Source organism: Holzapfeliella saturejae, from assembly GCF_037546065.1.
GTDB classification, from domain to species: domain Bacteria; phylum Bacillota; class Bacilli; order Lactobacillales; family Lactobacillaceae; genus Holzapfeliella; species Holzapfeliella saturejae.
Genome location: NZ_JAWMWG010000005.1, coordinates 6,268 through 26,502 on the forward strand (window position 1 = coordinate 6,268; position 20,235 = coordinate 26,502).

Here is a 20,235-nt window from a genome sequence, read left to right on the forward strand (position 1 = left end):
AGGAAATTTTCCTCGAGGTTTTTTTATCAATAGATTTTTAAAATAACTAAATCTTAGAATTAAAACTTAGCGTATTGGGCTTGAATCCATTGATTTTGTGTTCCTAACCTGTAGTATGTTTCACCATTGATGACTTTTTGAGCGAATATTCTCCAAGTTGTACCAGGCATTACAGATTGAGAAGTCATATTACCTTTTTGATCACGCAAGTATACTGCGTAATTTTCAGGAACATTACCAACAGTTAAAACTGTATCCATTGGTTGTTCGGTATTATCTTTCAAGTATTGAGTTTGTACCCATACATTTGAATCTGATGCATTAATTCTTGTGTAAGATACCCCTCCATATACTTTATCTTCAAAACTATTTACAACAGTATTTGAAGCTGTGTAACTTTGATTAATTGGTGCAAAACTACCATCATTTTGTAATGACCAATTTTGAACACCATAACCTGGTAAGTAGTCGATTAAACGTTCTTTTGTTATATCTTTCAAGTATTGAGCTTGAATCCAACTATCACCATTAGGTGTATCAATCTTAACGTATTTAACGTTATTAATAACACGAGTTTGATCAGGATAAGTTTGGACTACAGAACCATCTAAGCGATAAGCATCAGATGAGTAACTTGGTGTTGGCGTACCTGATTGTAAGTTCCATACAAGTACTGAATATCCTGGTAGGTAAGAAATTCTCTTACTAATACCTTGGGTGTCGCCACCGGTATTGCCGCCTGTGTTACCACCAGTATTATTTCCACCTGTGTTACCACCAGTATTATTTCCACCTGTGTTATCACCAGTATTATTTCCACCTGTGTTATCACCTGTATTGCCACCGGTATTATAATTTACAACTGGTGTATTTGGATTATCTTTATCTTGTTTTTGAAGTAATCCTTTTTGATTACCTTGATTATAAGCTGTAGAATCGGTTCCCTTTCTTGTTTCAGGTTTAGTAATACCTTTCTTACCATCTTCATAACCCTTGGCATTATCATATCCTTGAATATAGCTACTGTCAGTATCTCCAACCGGCGACGTAGGAAGTTTGTCAGGATTATTAGCAGCAATTCTGCCTTGTTCTTCACCATAAGCCTGTTTATATGCTGGGGAATAGCTAGTTTGACCTCTAGATATTATAGAACCTTGCTTATTACCATTATGATAATCATCATCAGCTTGTTTAATAGCTGCTTGAGTATCTTTTTGAACTTGAGCATAACCATCTTTATAACCTTGTGTAGATTTTGCAGTTGGTTTTGCCCCATTATTCATAGCAGCATCTTGTCCTGATTTAAAGTCATTATTGTATGCTGTTTGTCCATCTGATTTTTGTTTGTTATAGGCATCTTTATAAGCATTAACATAATCAGGCAGATTTTCAGGTTTAATTCCTTTAGATTGAGCATCATTTTTGGCTTGATTATCTAATTGATTATCTGACATATTTGGATTTTGAGCATAAGCTGTTGTCCCATCAGCCGCACCTTTAGCCTGACTATAAGACTTGTCATAAGCTTTTTGATAATCAGTTGTTTGATTACTGTTATCAGTTGGCTTACTTCCATCTTTAGCATCGTTTGATCCAGCATCTTGTCCAGCATTAGTTGAATCTGTTGGATTCTTAGAGCTATTATCCTCGTTCTTATCTGCAGCATCTTTTGCTTTATTATAAGCTTCATCATAACCCTTTTGATATGCTGGTGTTTGTTTGCTATTGTCAGCCTTTGGTTTGCCTGCTTGAGCATCTGCTACACCTGCAGATTCACCGGAAGACTTACTTTGTTGATAATTATTTTGTGCATCTTTATTGTAAGCAGCATCATATGCATTTTGATAATCTTTAGATTTAGATGAGTTATTAGCATGAGGTTGACCATTTTCGACATCAGACTTACCTGCAGTGCTACCTTCGGTCGTATCTTTAACTTTTTGATCTTGTTGCATTTGTTGTTGTCTTTGTTGGCCTTGAGCATAACCTTGATTATAACCATCTTTATAAGCTGGTGATTGACCGTCTAAATTAGCTTTATCTTTTCCAGATACAGCATCTTGATAACCATCAGACTTACCTGATTCAGTCACCTTATTTTGCCATGCTGTTGGTTGTGATTGATCATAAGCTTTATTATAACCGTCTTTATAAGTTTGAGTTTGACCGTCTAAGTTAGCTTTTGGTTTGCCTGCTTGAGCATCTACTGTACCAGCATTTTGACCAGCTTTATAATCAGCTGGAGCATAGCCTTGATTATAACCATCTTTATAGCCATCACTTTGATTACTCAAATCAGCTTTTGGTTTGCCTGCTTGGGCATCTGCTACACCTGCTGCTTGACCTGCTACTTGAGCGGCTTTATATGATGAGCTTTGTGCTTGAGCAGCATCATATGCTTTATTATAACCATCTTTATAAGATTGAGATTGATTACTTAAATCAGCCTTTGGTTTGCCTGCTTGGGCATCCGCAGCCCCGTTATTTCGTCCAGCTTGTTCAGCTTTTGGATCCGGAGTTTGTTTTTGCTCAGAGGTTTGTTTGGCATCGTGAGCCTTATCATAAGCATTATTGTAGTCAGGTGACGTATTGTTGGTATCTTTTGACTTACCAGTCGTAGCATCTTGTGTTCCTTTTCCTTCATTAACACCCTTGGTATAAGCATCGCCTGTATTTGTTGGGGTTTTAATATTTGGATTATCTGGATTATCTGATTTAGCTTTACCTTGTTCTTGACCATATGCTTCTTGATATGCTGGTGATTTATCATTCATATTACCAGTATTACCGTTTTGAATATCTGCTTGAGCATCTTTTGCTCCTTGAGCTTTGTCAACAGCTTGGTTATAAGCATCTTTATAAGCCTGTGACTTACCATCATCAGGTTTTCCTGCTTCGTTAGGTTGTTTGCCTGAATTTTGGGCATCTTGAGCTGCTTGTTCTCCTGCTTCTTGACCATCTTGTTTATCTTTAGCAGCTTGTTCGTTCTTAGCATTTGCAGCCTTGTCATAGGCATTGTTGTAATCGGATGACGTATTATTAGTATCTTTTGGTTTATTATTGGCTACGTCCTGAGTTCCTTTTCCTTCATTAACACCTTTGGTATAAGCATCTCCACCATTAGTTGGCGGTGTAACTTTTTTGCCATCAGATTTTTGCTTACCTTGTTCTTGACCATATGCTTCTTTATAAGCATCTGAAGCATTATTCAAATCTCTCGCTGATGTTGATGGATTCTTTTCGTCAGCTTGAGCATCTTTTGCTCCTTGAGCTTTGTCAATAGCTTGGTTATAAGCATCTTTATAGGCCTGTGACTTACTATCATCAGGTTTTGCTGCTTCGTTAGGTTGTTTGCCTGATTTTTGAGCATCTTGAGCTGCTTGTTCTCCTGCTTCTTGACCATCTTGTTTATCTTTAGCAGCTTGTTCATTCTTAGCATTTGCAGCCTTGTCATAGGCATTGTTGTAATCAGATGACGTATTATTAGTATCTTTTGGTTTATTATTAGCTACGTCTTGTGTTCCTTTTCCTTCATTAAAGCCTTTTTGATATGCATCTCCTGCATTTGTTGGAGTTTTAATATTTGGATTATCTGGATTATCTGATTTAGCTTTACCTTGTTGTTGGCCGTATGCTTTTTGATAATCATCTGTCTGTCCTGATAGGTTTCTTTGATTGCCATTTTGAGCATCTTGTTGTGCATCTTTTGTACCTTGTGCAATGATGTCTGACTTAGCTTGATCATAGGCCCTATTATAAGCATCTTGATAAGCTTCTGTTTGTTTACTCAAATCAGCCTTTGGTCTACCTTGTTCAGCATCTGTTTTACCAGCATTTGAACCATCTGTTAAAGCAGAGTTGTTGTCTTTATTATCTTTATTAAGGTTTTTATCTTTTTGTGATGCTTCTTGTTGTGCTACTTGTTTGTCATAAGCATCATTATAAGCGTCTTGATAATCTTTTGACTGACTAGATACATTGGCTTTGGGCTTACCACTTGCAGCATCTGAATACCCATCTTGAGTACCTAAACGAGTCGCAACTTCTTTATTATTTTGAGTTTGATTGTAAGAACTATCATAAGCATTTTGATAATCTTTTGATTCCTTACTATTATCTGCTTTTTGTTTGCCACTATTAGCATCGGCTTGACCGGCCTGAGAACCATTTGATGTATCAACTTGTCTTTGATCTTGTCGTTTATCATAAGCGTCCTTGTAAGACGATGATGAGTTGTTAAGGTCTTTTGGCTTGCCACTTGCAGCGTCTTGAGTACCTTTTCCTTTGTTAAATCCTTGATTATAAGAATCATCTTGGCCATTCGTAGGTTTTGGAGGATTTTGTCCATCCGATTGTTGTTTACCTTGTTCTTGACCGTAAGATTCTTTATATTCAGGAGATTTTCCAGATAAGTCTCTTGATGTATTGTTTTTTGCATCGGCTTGGGCATCGGCTTGACCTTGTTGTTGTTGGACTTGTTTTTGTTGATTATTATTCTGTTGATCAGAAGCTTTTCCGTTTGCTTTGTTATAGGCATCATTGTAGGCATTTGCATTTCCAGACTTAGCAGTTGATGGTTGGTAGTTTCCATTAATACCATCTTGAGTACCTTTACCAATGTCATAGCCCTTATTATAGTACGTTGAATTTGCAGCACCATTAGGTGGCATAATAGCTTCACCATTTGCAACTGCTTTACCTTGAGCTTCGCCATAAGCTTGTTGATATGCAGCAGATTTGCCATCTAAGTTTCCTGCTTGTTTATGCTCAATATCTCGTTGAGCATCACTTGTAGCATTAACTTTATCCTGTTGAGCTTTATTATAACCATCTTTATAAGCTTGTGAATTTTGATCAAGGTTACTACTGTCATTATTTATAGCAGCTTGTTTACCTTTTTCATAATCAGAATTATAACTTATTTTATCTTGATTATAAGCATCTTTGAAAGCTTTAACATAAGAATCTTTATCTTTGACATTTGCATTATTCGCAGCTGCTTGAGCACGATTATTCAAATCATCATCAGATAAGTCAGGTTCTTTAGTATATTCTTCATGACCTGCTTGAGTTCCAGCTTGAGTTGCTTTTACTTTGTTAAACGCTTGATTATAAGCATTTTGATAATCTTGAGTTTGATCATTGTTATTTACTGGATCTTTACCCATATTAGCATCTGAAGTTCCTGCACTATTTCCTGCTGTTTTAGCATCAGGATTTGCAGCACCTCTATCAGCAGCTGACTTATCTTTAGCTTGAGCAAATCCTTGATTATAACCATCTTGGTAAGCTTGTGATTGACCTGCGTTTGATACTTTCTTACCTGTGTTAGTAAAGTCTTGACTTCCTGCAGTTTGTCCACGATTATAAGCATCTTGATAATCAGATTTTGCTTGGTTGTAAGCTTGGTTATAAGCATCTTTATAGGCTTGTGATTGATTAGTCAAATCAGCTTTAGCTTTACCCGTAGAACCATCACTTTGACCTTGAGCTGCACCATTTTGGTTATCGAGTTGTTGAGCTCTAGTTTGTTCATCATTACGGACTTGTTGTCCTTGGCTGTAAGCTTGGTTATAAGCATCTTGATAGGCTTGTGATTGATTACTATTAGAGTCTTTAGGTTTATTGTTTAAGCCATCACTGTAACCATTTTGTTTACCTAAGTCTGTGGCAGTTTGAGCATCAGAACTTGCTTTATCATAAGCATTACTATAGTCAGGTGATTGCCCTGCACGTTTTTTAATGTTGTTTTTAACATCATCTTGAGCTTGGGCAATATCACTATTTACTTTGTTATATCCTGAATTGTAAGCATCTTGGTAAGCTTGCGTTTGACCTCTTAAGTCTGCTTTTGCTTTTCCTTGACGAGCATCTGACTCACCTGCAGCTGTACCATTTTCAGTAGCTTGACTATTAGCTTGTTTATCATAACTGCTATTATAGCCATCTTGATAAGCTTGTGATTGATTACTCAAATCAGCTTTTGGTTTGCCTGCTTGTGCATCTGAACTACCAGCTGTGGCACCTTGTTGTGCTTTGTCGTAAGCATTATTGTAATCAGGTGATTGGTTAGCAGTATCTTTAGGAGTTCCTTTGGCTCCATCTGCGGCACCTTTTCCTTCATTAACACCCTTGGTGTAAGCATCTCCACCATTAGTTGCTGGAGTTATGGTCTTACCATCTGATTGTTGCTTACCTTGTTCTTGACCATATGCTTCCTTATAAGCATCTGAAGCATTATTCAAATCTCTTGCTTGTGTTGATGGGTTACTTGCATCAGCTTGAGCATCTTTTGAAGCCTTAGCTTTATCAACAGCATCATTATATGCTTTTTGATAGTCAAGATTGCTATTTTCAGTGTGATTATAATTTCCACCTTGAGCTGCTTTTTCTCCATCTGCTTGACCTTGTTGTTGGTTTTGGTTTAGAGAAGGTTGGCTCTTAGCATCTTGAGCTTTGTTATAAGCATTATTGTAATCAGGTGATGTATTTGTTGAATCTTTTGTTCCTTTAGCTCCATCTGCGGCACCTTTTCCTTCATTATATCCTTTTTGATATGAAGGATCTTGGTTACTGTTATTTGATGGTGTTGGAGAATTTTGTCCATCTGATTGTTGCTTACCTTGTTCTTGACCATATGCTTCTTTGTAAGCAGCACTTTGCCCTGTTAAGTCTCTTGAGTTCTTATTTGAACCGCTATTATCTGCTTGAGCATCTTTTGTACCTTGAGCTTTATCAACTGCATCGTTATATGCTTTTTGATAGTCAGAAGATTTTTGGCCATCTGGTTTTGGAGCATCTTTTGGATTTTTCCCAGCGTTGACAGCATCTTGTGCAGCTTTCGCACCATCTGCGGCACCTTGTTGTTGATTTTGTTGTGCATTTGTAGCAGATTGGTTTTCTTGTACACCATTAGTAAAACCTTGTTTATAACTATCTGAGGTACCTTCAGCTGGTTGAGGGTTAGTTCCTTGAGCTACCTTACCATCTCTTTCACCCTTAGCATAATCAACTGCATCATTAAACGCTTTTTTGTATGCATCTGATTTTGATTCGTCTGGATTAATGTCATCTAAATTCTTACCTGAATTAATTTGAGCATTAGCATCTTGGGTACCTTGAGCTGCTTGACCCGCAGGTTGTTGTGCTTGGTAACCATCGTTATAACCGTCTTGGTATCCCTTAGATTGGTTAGTAACATCACGAGCTGGTTGATTTGCTTGTGCATCTAATTTACCTGCATTTTCACCAGCTTGTTTATCAGAATCATATTGTGGCTTATTAGTATCATATGCACTATTATATGCTATTTTATATGCTTCAGACTTACCTTTATTATCTGATTTAGGACTACCGTTTAATGCATCTTGTTTACCTTGATTTGTACCATCGAATTGATCAGATTTTTCTTGATCAGATTTTTGTTCTAATTCAGCTTTTCTTTGATTGTATGCTTTATTGTAATCATCTGATCCTTGTGAATCTTTAGAACTTGGTTGGCTAGGATTATCAAAGTCTTTTTGGGCATCAGCAGCACCTTTTCCTTCATCAAATCCTTTTTGATAAGCTGAGTCGGTTCCTACAGGTGTACTTGGATTATTGCCTTTAGATTTTTGTTCACCTTGAGCTTGTCCATAACCTTCTTTATAATCAGAAGATTTATCACTAATATTAGCAGATGGATTGTTTAATGCATCGTAGTGACCTTTTGCTTTGTCGTATGCTTTGTTGTAAGCATCTTGGTAACTTTGACTAGCACCTGGAATATTTTGAGGGGCTAATCCCTTATCACCTTGTGCTTTACCGTCAGCTGCACCTTGTTGTGCGTCAGAGTCTCCTTTACCTGCAACATAACCATTATTATAAATATCTTGTAATCCTTTGGTTGGATAAGAATCAGCATTGTTATCTCTATTAGCGACACCATCACCATAACCAGTAGAGTATACGATATCTTTATAATAATTTGTATAGGCATCATCATAAGCTTGCTTTTCAGTAGGATCTTTCAAATTATTATTATATCTTCCGTTTGTTGCATCTTGAGTACCTTGAGAAGCACCTTTTTCTGTATGATACCCCTTATTATAAGCATCTTGATTACCAGAATGAGATGTTGGTTGATATCTACCTTCACGAGCATCGTTTCGTCCCTGTGCTTCATCATAAGCTTTAGCATAAGCATTCTTATAGTCATCTGATCCAGCAGGAGCTTTATCATCATATCTTGATTTACCATCTGGTTTGATATCGCTACCACCTTGGCCACCATTAGCTGCACCATCAGCTGTACCTTTAGCTATATCATAAGCTTTATTATAAGAGTTGGCATAATCAGCACTAGCATTGCTACCAATCTGTTTATCTTTACCTGCTTGTGCATCAGCCTGACCATTCAATTGTCCTTTAGTTTTATCATAAGAACTGTTATATGCTTTGTTATAAGCATCTGAGCCATTATCATTTCTAGCAGCTCCAGTATAAGCATCACGCTGCCCGTTAACAACACCATTTTGAGAATCTTTTTGATTCTTATCTTTATCTGATTTTGAAGATTTAGTTGCATCAAATGCTTGCTTGTAAGCATCTTGGTAAGCTTGAGATCTATTGTTAGCAGGATTTGCAGTATCCCCAGGATTAGCTGAAAGTCCCGCATTTGCACCATCTCTTGCACCATCTCTTGCATCTGATGATGTATCATAAGCAGAATTATACCCATCTTGATAGGCCTGTGATTTTGCAGAATTATCGACTTTGGCTTTACCATTTTGAGCATCTATTGCACCTTGTTGTGCACCAGCAGCTTTGTCTTTAGTAGTATTGAATGCGTTATTATAACTGTCGTTATATGCTTTTTTGTAGTCGTCTGATTTCGATGGATCTGGATTTGGATTAGGGATAGTTCTTCCCCCGGCTGCCGCTTGTTGACCATCAAATAATCCTTGAGAAGATCCTTGGTAAGTATCATATCCCTTGTTATATCCCGCTTGATAAGCTGTACTTTGACTACCTAAATCAGATGGTTTAGGTGAGTTTGCCTTAGCACTAGCTTGTCCATTAGCTCTACCTTGTACAAAATCATTATAAGCTTTGTTATAGCTATCAGGATCAGAACTATTAGCAGATTGGTTTCCCCTACTTTTAGCCGCATCATCCATTGCCTTAACTATACTATCGTGAGCGTTATCGTATGCTTTATTATAGGCATCAGATTTATTAGGTTTTTTAGATCCTGAAAATGCATCTTGAATACCAGATTGTTGATCATCTTTATTTTTAGATTGGTTATATGCATCGTCATAAGCCTTAGTATAATCTAGCTTATCTTTGTTAGCTTGGTAATCAGGGTCTTGTTGATGTGCATTATTTAAATCGGAATAAGCTGGGTTAGCACCTGCTTTTTGACCCGCATTTGCACCATCTCTAGTTGCTTTAGCTGTATCAAACACTTTATTATAAGCATCTTGGTATTCTTGAGATTGACCTGAAATATCACGCTTATCTTGTTTGCCTGCATCAACATCTGCTTGTGCATCTTTTTGACCTTTGGTAGTATCGTAAGCTTTATTATAAGCATCTTGATAAGATTTAGGTTGGTCATTATTTGTATTACGAGGTTGATTATTTTCAGCATCATGAGTACCAGCATAATTACCATTTTGTGGATTATAAGCTTTGTTGTAGGCGTTTTGATACGTTTGACTTTGGTTAGCTAAATCATCTCGTTTTGGTGAGTTTGTAGCACCGTCTTTTTGACCATCTTGCGTTCCTTTTACTGAATCGTAAGTTGAATTATAAGCATCTTGATATGCCGGTGTATCATTTGGACCAAAGCTTGTCTTATGGTTACCTGTAGCTACATCATTTAATGCATCTTTGGCACCTTTTTGACGGTCAGCTGTATTATTTTTTTGTTGGTTATCAAAAGCGTTATTATAGGAAACTTGATAATCAGCAGGTTGATTATTTAAATCTGGACGTTTCTGTCCAGTTGTTGCAGCATCTTTAGTTCCATCATAAGTACCCTTTGCTGGATTATAAGCATTATCATAAGCATTGGTATACTCAGGTGTATTGAATTTATAACTTCTATCTACACCCTTTGAACCATCTTGAGTACCGTCAATAACCCCTTGTGTCTTATCAAATTCTTTGTTATAAGCGGCTTGATAAGCTGGTGTTTGTTTGTTTAAATCAGGAGATTTTTGGCCATAGTTTAAAGCATCTTGACGACCATTTTTCTGAGCTTGTGCTTGAGAATAAGCAGCTTGATATGCATTATTGTAATCTGCGGTTGCATTTTTACCATTTTTAGCATATTGCGATGGTTGTTGTGATTGACCATCAATCATACCGTCTTGAGTACCTTGGGAGGTATCATATTGTTTATTATATGCATTAGTATAATCACTAGATACAGAACTATTGTCACCGAATCGTTCTTTATAATGATCAATAGCTCGACGTCCTCTACCTGAATTCAAGTCTGAATCAGCATCTTGCTTCCCGATTCCAGCTAAGTAGTCTGTTTGTCCATCATCATAAGCTTTATTATAAGCATCTTGATATGGTTTAGACTTACTGCTTAATTGTGGGTCTTTAAGTTGATTATTCAAAGCATCTTGACGTCCTTGGCTTTGTCCATTCTGTCTATCAGCCGAAGATTGCTTAGAGGCATTATCAAATGCTGTATCATAAGCTGTCTTATAGGCTAAACTCTTACTGCTGTTATCATCCTTTTGTGGATTTTCTTGTTCACCATCTTGTTTTCCTTTAGTTGTTCCTTGTACACGTTGATTATGAACATCAGTTTGAGCTTGTTGATAACCTTTTTGTGCATCTCCCGTCAATCCAGAAGAATCATTTTGGCCATTTAAAGCATCTAAAGTTCCTTTATTGTAACCAGAGGCATAGCTATTATCATCTGAGGCTTTTGAATCATAACCAGAATTATAACCATTTCTAAAGGCTTCAGGATCTTTTTGATAATCAAGTCCATTGCTATATTGACTTGAATCTTTTGGTTTTGCATTATTTGCATCATTTTGACCAGCATTTAGACCTGATTGATAAGCTGATGTTGAATTATCATTAGCTTTTTTATAAGCATCTTTATAAGCTTGAGACTTATCTGTACCTTCAAAGTTTTTAGTTTGACCAGTTCTACCATCAAAAGCACCGTCTAACTGTCCTTGAGCGGCATCTGTACTATCTTTTTGAGCTTGAGTTGCTGCATTTTGCACATTTTGTGCAACTTGTTTGTTATAAGCCTCAACATATCCATCACGGTATGCTTTATTCATTCCCACAAGATCTGGACTTTCTGATGAAATAGTAGCTTGACTATTGCTACTTTTTGCTTTATCAGTTCCGGCTGCTTGTCCAGAACTGTAATCATCTTTATATTTCTGGCTACCTTGTGTATATCCTGAATTATAACCACTTGTATAACCATCTGACGTATTATCAGCATTGTAATCATTATATCTTGCACCCACTAAACTATCTGCTTGTCCAGCACGATAACCATCATAAGCATCTTGATACCCTTTATTATAATTATCATTATAGTTAGGAATCTGCGAATCCTCTTGATTCCACTTAGCTTTTGTAGGCGTTGCACTTTTACCGCCATCTGAAATAGCATCTTGTTTACCTAAATTATAAGCTTCTTTAAGTTTTGCAGTTGCACCATCAGCTTGTGCTTTATTAAAAGCAGCTTGATAAGCTGTATTATAAGAATTGGAACTTTGATAAGATGGTATGCTTTTTATTGTATTAGTTTTTTGGTTATTGTTACCGTTCATTCCATCCGTGATTCCGTCTTGAGAACCAGCAGCAACAGCTGCTTGATAATTTCTATCTCTACTTGCATCATACGCACTATTATAACCATTCTTGTATGCCAAATCAGTGTTTTGGTAAGCACTTGACGATTGTGTTGCTGTCTTTTGAATATAATTATCATTAAGACCGTCAGTTAGCCCATCAGAAAAGGCTTTTGAAACGCCTGAATCATAACTATTTTTGGTCAAGTAGTACCCATTATTGTATGCGGTTTTTGCATAACCTGAATACTGCTGTTGATTAGTAATCAAATTACTACTATCAGTAATAGCATTATAATTTTGATCCGCTTTATTAGCATTATTAAATGAACCATCTGATTTTCCTTGATCAAACCAAGATTTATATTTATTAATAGCATCACCGTAAGTAGAGTTGTATCCGGCAACATATGGAGCTGTCCCATCTATTTTGGTATTAATATTTTGATAACCATTGATTGCACCTAGAAGCTGACCGCTATTGTAGTCAGAATCATATGATGCTTTTTGCATATTAAATCCATTTTCACTAGATTGTGAATCATAAGTAGCATTTAATCCCGTTGTTGCGAATTTTAAACTAGATTTCAAATCGTCATCGGATTTTCGGCGTTTAGTTAGTGAGTCGATATAATCTTTCACTATAACATTTACACCTGTTTCATAAGAAGCATGTGTTTTATCATATTGTTCATTATATCCACTAGCATAGACTTTTTGATAAAGATCTGCTAATTGTTTATCTGAATCAGACGATGTATTAGAAGCGGACAATCTATTTTTATCAGAATTAAATTTAGCTATGTCATTATAGTAGCTAGTAAAACCAGATAAACGTCCGTTTAACCAATCCTGCTTATCTTTATCCGAAATTTTATCTGATGGAATCTCATTATTAAAAATTTGATTTCCGACATTAGCAGTATTCGTAATATCACTTTGGCTTAAATCAGTACCTTGTGCATTACCTACCTTACCATTACGACCATCAGAAAATCCTTGTGCCTTACCTAAAACAAATACATTTTTTGCATTACCAAAAGCATCGTTATAAGCATCTGTATAAGCTTTTTTATCACTTTTTGGTGTTCCGTTTAAAGCACCTGACATTGCATCATTGACGGCATCTTCTTTTCCTTGTTGTTGATAAATATTATAAAGTTTTTTACCAGCTTCAACACCATCGTTATAACCAGCTTGTTGATCAGAATTACCTGAAGAGAAACTCCCACTACCACCTGTATTAGAAGCAACTTCAAGACCTTGTTTGTACCCTTGACTATAGTTGTCATTTTTGGCTTGATCTGCTTGAGATTTATTAGAACCTTCTTGATAACCTTGAATATACCCTGATTGATAAGCATAAGATGGATTTTTGTCAGTTGGATTAGCAGATGTATAATCAGCAGGTTCTTTTTTAACACCTTTATCAACACCAGCAGCAACACCTGCTTGATAATCTAAATCATATTTTTGCTTACCTCTAGCAATACCTTCTTGATAACCTTTTTTATAGCCGTCACTTTGGGTTGTTTTATTTAAAGTAAAATCATTTCCTTGTGCAGCATCGCTCAATCCATCAGAAAATCCAGAATTAATATCATCATAGTTATTATACCCGTCTTTATAGTTAGCAGGCATTTTTTGGTAAGCATCATAGTTTGCTCGTTTTTGTTTATCTTGTTCAGAAACATCGATTCCTGAGGGATTAATATCTCCCCCCGTCCTTCTATCTGGAACATTATTTTTAATATCAGATAATGCTTGATTGGCTCCTCTTTGGTAACCATTCTGATAGGTTTCATTTCCTGCTTGATAACCTGCTTGATAACTAGGATCAGAACTAGAAGATTTACGATTATTTAGACCATCAGCTTGTCCTTGAGCATATACAGAGTTTGAGTGAGCATAGCTTTGTAAATAACCGTCCTTATAGCCTGTTGATGAATTAGATAAATCAGAGATTGGTTTATGAGCTAGTCCATCTTGAGCTCCTGCACTCGTCCCTGTTTGATAATCTTGGTCGTAGTTTGCCTTAGCTTGACTATATTGAGAATTATACCCATCTTGGTACCCTTGTGGTTGTTGAGACAATCCGGTATCTTGATCTTTGCCATTTTGTCCATCTAATCGACCAGCATTTGCACCTAGATTATAGCTTTGATCATATGTTGCTTTGGCCTTATCATAAGCTTGTTTATAGGCTGCTTGATAAGCTGGTCCTTTGTCTTTATCCATCAAGATATCGTTATCTGATTGAGGTTTTAATCCTTTTGTACCATCATTGTATCCAGCTTCTGAACCTGCGGTTACTTTTAGCTTATCATCATTACTTTGAATATTTTTAATTGAATTAAATCCATCTTTAAATCCTGTTTGATAATCTGGTGATTTTTTATTTAAATCAGATGGTAATTGACTATCTGGATTATTCGATGCTGCTACACGTCCATCATTGTAACCACTTTGATAGTCAGTATTGCTATTAGCTGCAGCTTCTTTATAACCCTTATTGTATCCATTTTGATAAGCGGGTGATTCTTTTGATATATCAGAAGTTGTCTTATTAACAGCATCAGATTTACCCTTATCTTCACCTTGTTTATATTTATCATCATAATCAGATTTAGCATTATCAAATGCACTGTTGTACCCATCTTGGTACTCTTGTGACTGAGTAGCTAAATCTGCCGGTTTAACTGGAATTCCTTGTGAAGCATCAGCCTTAGCTTGGTTAACCCCCCGGTCATAATCATTGCTATATCCTGAGGGATTTGCTTGGAATCCTTTATTATAACCATTTTGATAACCAGGTTTTTGTCCATCTAAAGACTTAGGTTTAGGTTTGGTAATAGCATCACTCATTCCATCTGATAATCCCTGTTGATAATCTGCGATATGACTAGGATTAGTACTGTTATATCCAGCTTGATATTCGGCAGTGTATTCAGGATCTACACTAGATGGAATAGTTGATACATCTGTTTTACCATTATCACCATCTGAGGCTCCTTGGTTTTGGCCTAATTTAACTGCATTAAAGGCCTTTTGATAGGCTGCTTTTTGTGCTGGATCTGTATAATTATTTTCTTGAGTATCTTTACCTGAAAGTGCATCTTGACGACCATTATTTCTACCAGAGTATTCTTGAGCCATTCTTTGATCAAGTGCTTGTTGGTAAGCTTGGTTATAAGCTAGTTGATACTGACCACTTTTTCCGTCTAATGGTCTCTTTTGTGGAGGAGTCTGTTGAGCATCAGATTGTCCATCACTCTTAGCTTGATTTATTTCATCAGCATTGGTAGATTTTTTAGCTTCGTTATATCCTTTTTGATAAGGAGCACTTTGTTTTGAAATATCTCGACTATCATTGTTAATTGAATCAATAACACCTGTATTGTATCCACTATTATATTCTCTATCATAATTACTTTTAGCAGTATTATAGGCATCATTGTATCCATTTTGATAAGCAGGAGTTTTCTTATTCCACTCACTTAAATTAGTATCAGAATATTTAGAATTACCTTGACTACCATCAGTTGTACCAGCTGTTTGACCAGCTTTATAATCCTGATCATATCCTGACTTAGCTTTATTATAAGCATCATTGTATCCTTTTTGATAAGCAGAAGAGTTGCCAGAAATGTTTCTAGGATTATGGCCTTGATTTCCGTCATTCATTCCATCTGTTTGTCCAGCTTTATAATCGGAGTTATATTTATCTTTTGCTGCTTTATATGCTGCATTATATGCATTAATATAGCTATCTGAGGCATCAGATGGAAATACTGGTGCACCATTTGTCCCTAATGCTGGTTTGTTATTTAACCCATCACTATTACCATCATTAGTTCCAGATTCAATGTCAGATTGTTTTTGACTATCCGATTTACGATAACCATCGGCATATCCTATTTGGTAAGCATTTGATACGTTTGGTCCAAAAGTAGTTTGTTGTGGTTTACTACTGTTGCTATCGCTTTGACCTAAATCAAATCCCTTTTTATAGTCTTGGTTATTTTCATAATAGCCCTTACGGTATCCAGCTTTATAAACATCAGTTCCATCTTTTGGTGTTTCTGGTCCATTAATAGAAGCTTGTCTTGAACCTTCAGCTTTACCGTTATTAAATTCACTTAAATCACTATCATAACCGCCTTGGAATTTCTCATTAATAGTACCATCGTTATTATAACTTGCACCAATATAACCTTGTTGGAACCCTATGCTTCGATTCTTATTATCTTGTTTTGTAATACCATTAATAACATCTTCTCTAGCTTCCTGTAATCCTTTTATTACGTCTGCTCGGTATAAGGCATTAGTTTGGGTATAGTTTTCTTCGTATACACGGCGATAAACATCACCTCTAGAAGATAGTTCACTTCCACTAAGTTTTTTATTAATCAACCCATCATTATAACCATCAACTGTCGCAAGATCTTTATCAGACAAATCAACGCCATAGTTAAATGTTGCCTCTGAAGCACCATTACGAGCATAGGCTGAAAGACTACCACTATTAATATATCCTTCATCATTATTTCCTAAGTTTACACTCCAGTTCCCATTAGAATCAGTAACTGTGTGATATTGTTTCTTATCTGTTCCATCACCTAAGTTAGTGATATTAGCTTTAGGTGAACTAATTGGTACACCATTTTCACTAATCAGAATATATGAATTAGGTGTGGCAGTCCCATTTAGGAAGTAGTTTCCTTGAGAATTAGTTAAACCAGATATATCAACATTAATAATGTCTAAGTGGTTTAGTTGGAAATAAGTCAGCCCCTTAGGATCAAAATTATTTAAATAATTATTTTGTGAAGAAGTATTGACAGTTTGAATGTTGTTATCCATAACAAGTTGGTAACCGGGATATTGTGGATTCTTTGCAAAAGGACTATTTTGTCCTTGTCCTGAAACCACAGGAACTGTAACACTATGGAATGAACCATATTTACTTTTTCCTGATGGATCAGTTGTAATATTTGTATCTTTTGCTTCAATATTGACAGGATAATAAAATCCAGCAGATCCATTACGGGAAAAGATAGTACTATAATAATAACCAGTATTAGCTGTATTTTGAGATAAATCCAAGGTTACATTATTTTTGGTTAGGGAATCAGCTTTAATATAAGGTGCGTAATAATCTCTAATATATTGGTTATTTTGATAAGCATTACTTCCTGGACCATAGCTATAAGTATTGGTATAAGGATCACCATTTTGAATTAGAGAAACTGGTGCATTACCGTCAGCAGAAAGATTAAACGAAGTATCTCTTCCCAAGGTTACAGGTGTGAAATCTTTTTGATAGTTTGCATATTTTCGAGGTAAAACCGTTCCTGTATTTAGCAAGTTACGATATGCCGTTGATTTGCTGGTTGTGGGTTGATTAATTGCAGAAATATTAAAGACAGAGTTTTGTCCTGTGTTAATTGTTGAATAAGCGTTTGTTAAATTAACAACGTTACTCCAATCTTGAAGTGGCTGAGTGATTTGAACATTAAATTTAGCATCGTCTTTTACTTGGATACCATTTTGTCCGTATGAATAAACACCTAAACCTGAGTATTGAGAATAGCTATTTGGATTAATATCAGGCGTAATATTCAATTGCCCATTCTTATTAAGAATAATACCACCGTAAGCACTCATCATATAAATACCATAACCATGACCTGTTGGCGTATATAATGAACCGCTGCTACCTCTTGGTGTTAAGTTAACAGTAGCATCTTCACCAACAACAAAACTATTAGAGTCTTGGGTTTCGGGGGTATTATCATCTAATGGTTTGTATTGTCCCCAACCACCAATGGCGAAGTTAGATCCGTTGTATGTAGTACCAGTGTAAGAGCTTCCTTTTGTAAATTCAACTCGTCTAGCATAAACATTTGAACTAATTGAACCTCTGTAGTATTGGTTTTTGCTATCATAATCTGTTGCAAATTGTGACATTGTAACATAATTAGGCGTATTTTTATTTGAAGGATCTGTTACAGGTGGATAATAGTTTTGACCACTTTGAACATTATTGACACCACTAAATGTAATACCTGCATAAGGTGAGTAGGTTAACTGATTACCAATATAAGTGACATTATTGTAGTTAACGGCTGTCTTGTAGTTACTACTACTACCAAGCATACTCAAAGGTCCATAGTAGTTAGTCCCATACATCGTAATATCTTGAATAGATAATGCCTTATCAGGTGTACCCATATAGAAAGAATAACCTGCAAAATCAACATTATGACCTTGTCCATTGACAGTCAAATCTCTTCCTGCTGGAACATATTGAGTCATAATTGTATTGTTATTATACATTTGATGAACAATATTTGAACTATCCGTAAATGTTTCCCAGAAATTCAAATCTTTAGTTACATTAATTCTAGTAACTTTTGGATTCATAACGGCATTATAAAAATCAGCAGCAGTGGAAACATTAGCAACAGAACTAACCGCATTTTGTTGCCCTGTACTATAACCCATTTGATATTCTTGTACCCCAGATTTAGCATCATATTTTGCACCTTTGTTCAAAATAGCATCTTGGGCCCCATCATAGGCTAAGTTATAACCATTTTGATAACCTCTTGATTTGGCAGATAGCTGCGAATCCTTAGGTGTATTAGAAGTAGTTCCATCAGTTGTTCCTTGTGCTGATCCCTTGTAATCATCTTGACCGTATTCAAATCCAGCTCCATATGAAATGCGATATAACATTGTTTGTGTTTTATCAAAGTTAGTTTTTTGAGTACCTTGTGGATTAAATCCATCTGATTTACCATCTAAAAATCCTTGATAAGCATCAAGATAGGTTTTTTTGTAGTCAGAGTTAGTTTCTTCAGCTTGGGATTTATCACTCTTAGTGGGAACAACTTTTTGAGCATCAGAATTACCATCATTAAATCCAGTATGAACATTTTCATCTCTATTGGTACCTGCATCGTACCCTGAAACATATCCTGAATTATAAGCATCAGAAGATCCATTACGTTGACTTGATGCTGTTAAAGAACCGTAGACACCATCTAAATAACCTTGATAAGCGTCTAAATAAGCTTGTTGATAACCAGAAGAATAATTTTTTAGGTTACTGTTTCTATTATTATTAGATTGAGCATCAGTAATACCTGCTTTTTGGGCATCAATCTCTGTTCCACCATTAAATTGCAACCCTTTAGCATAAGCTAATCTAAATAGAGCACTTTTTCCAGCAAAATTACTTGCCGTAACACCTGCTGGGTTATCTTTGTTTTGATAACCTAACCAAAAACCATCATAAGTATCATTATATGCACTTTGGAAATCAAGTGTATATGTATTTAATTTTCTTTTAGAAGGTGTTGTGTTCATAACATCAGCTAAAGCAAACTTGTAGCCTCTATTTTTTTCTGTGGTCATCTTATAGTCGTTTTTAGCAGCATCATATCCTGCTTTTTTTTCTGGACTATATGAACCTGGATATTGTGTTGCAAATCCTTGTTGAGCATTTGTTTTGTTGTTTACTGTAGCATCTTGTTCACCATCTAAATAACCTTGATAAAAATCTTCATAAGCTTGTGCATAAACTGCTGAATAGCCATTACTCAACAAGCTTTGTCGAGTCTTCATTGGATTTCTAGTAGGGGCATTTTGTAAATCTTGTAAGGCTTCTTGTTTAGCTTCGTTTACACCTTTTGACATGTTAGTTGTGTCTGTTTCTTGTGCTTTGCTATCTTGTAATCCTTGCCCATTACTATTGTTTTGAGCAGATGCTACAGAATATTGTACTGAATCAGGGTTTTTTTCAATTTTTGTGTTTGGTTGTGCACTTTTTGAATCATTTGATTTAACTAAATTTTTAGTCTCTTCATTTTTTTGATTTGTAGTTGTAGTCTGTTGTGTTTGTGCTGAATTATCATTATTAGCAGCAAATACTTTTAATTGAGGCATGCTTAGTGCACCACCAACTAAAGTAAATGTTGATAATGAAGCAACTACCCATTGTTTTTTAACTTTTTTTAGTACTTTTTTTTCGTTTTCTTTGTGTATTTTATTTTTATTGTAAAGCATAATATTTTCCTACCTCCAATTATTATAAGGATGGTTTAATGGTACCCCCTGTTTTTTTTATAAGCAATTAATAACTCTTGAAATAAACCGTTTTATATTTTATTTTTTCTCTTTCTTTTATAATTCTTTTTAAACCTCTTTTAAACCTCTTTTAGGTAGTAGTTGAGCCTTAGAGCCACAAGGGTCTAGAAACTTTAAAGGCAACATTTTGTCTGTTTAAAGGCAACATTTTGTCTGTTTAAAGGCAACATTTTGTCTGTTTAAAGGCAACATTTTGTCTGTTTAAGGCAACTTGACTTAGGCAACATGTGCCTTTAAAATGAGTCTATAAAAC

At 35.7% G+C, this 20,235-nt stretch carries 1 protein-coding gene; it reads right to left on the bottom strand.

From position 1 onward, the window contains the following. Positions 1–59 precede the first annotated feature (59 nt). Positions 60–19,901 carry a hypothetical protein gene (locus R4Y45_RS06825; protein ID WP_339970433.1) on the bottom strand — a complete coding sequence of 6,614 codons (19,842 nt, stop codon included), beginning with the start codon at positions 19,899–19,901 and terminating at the stop codon, positions 60–62. Positions 19,902–20,235: the final 334 nt, after the last annotated feature.

Coding starts and splice junctions, on each gene's coding strand:
- R4Y45_RS06825 (WP_339970433.1), bottom strand. CDS start 19,901: ATGCTTTACAATAAAAATAAAATACACAAAGAAAACGAAAAAAAAGTA.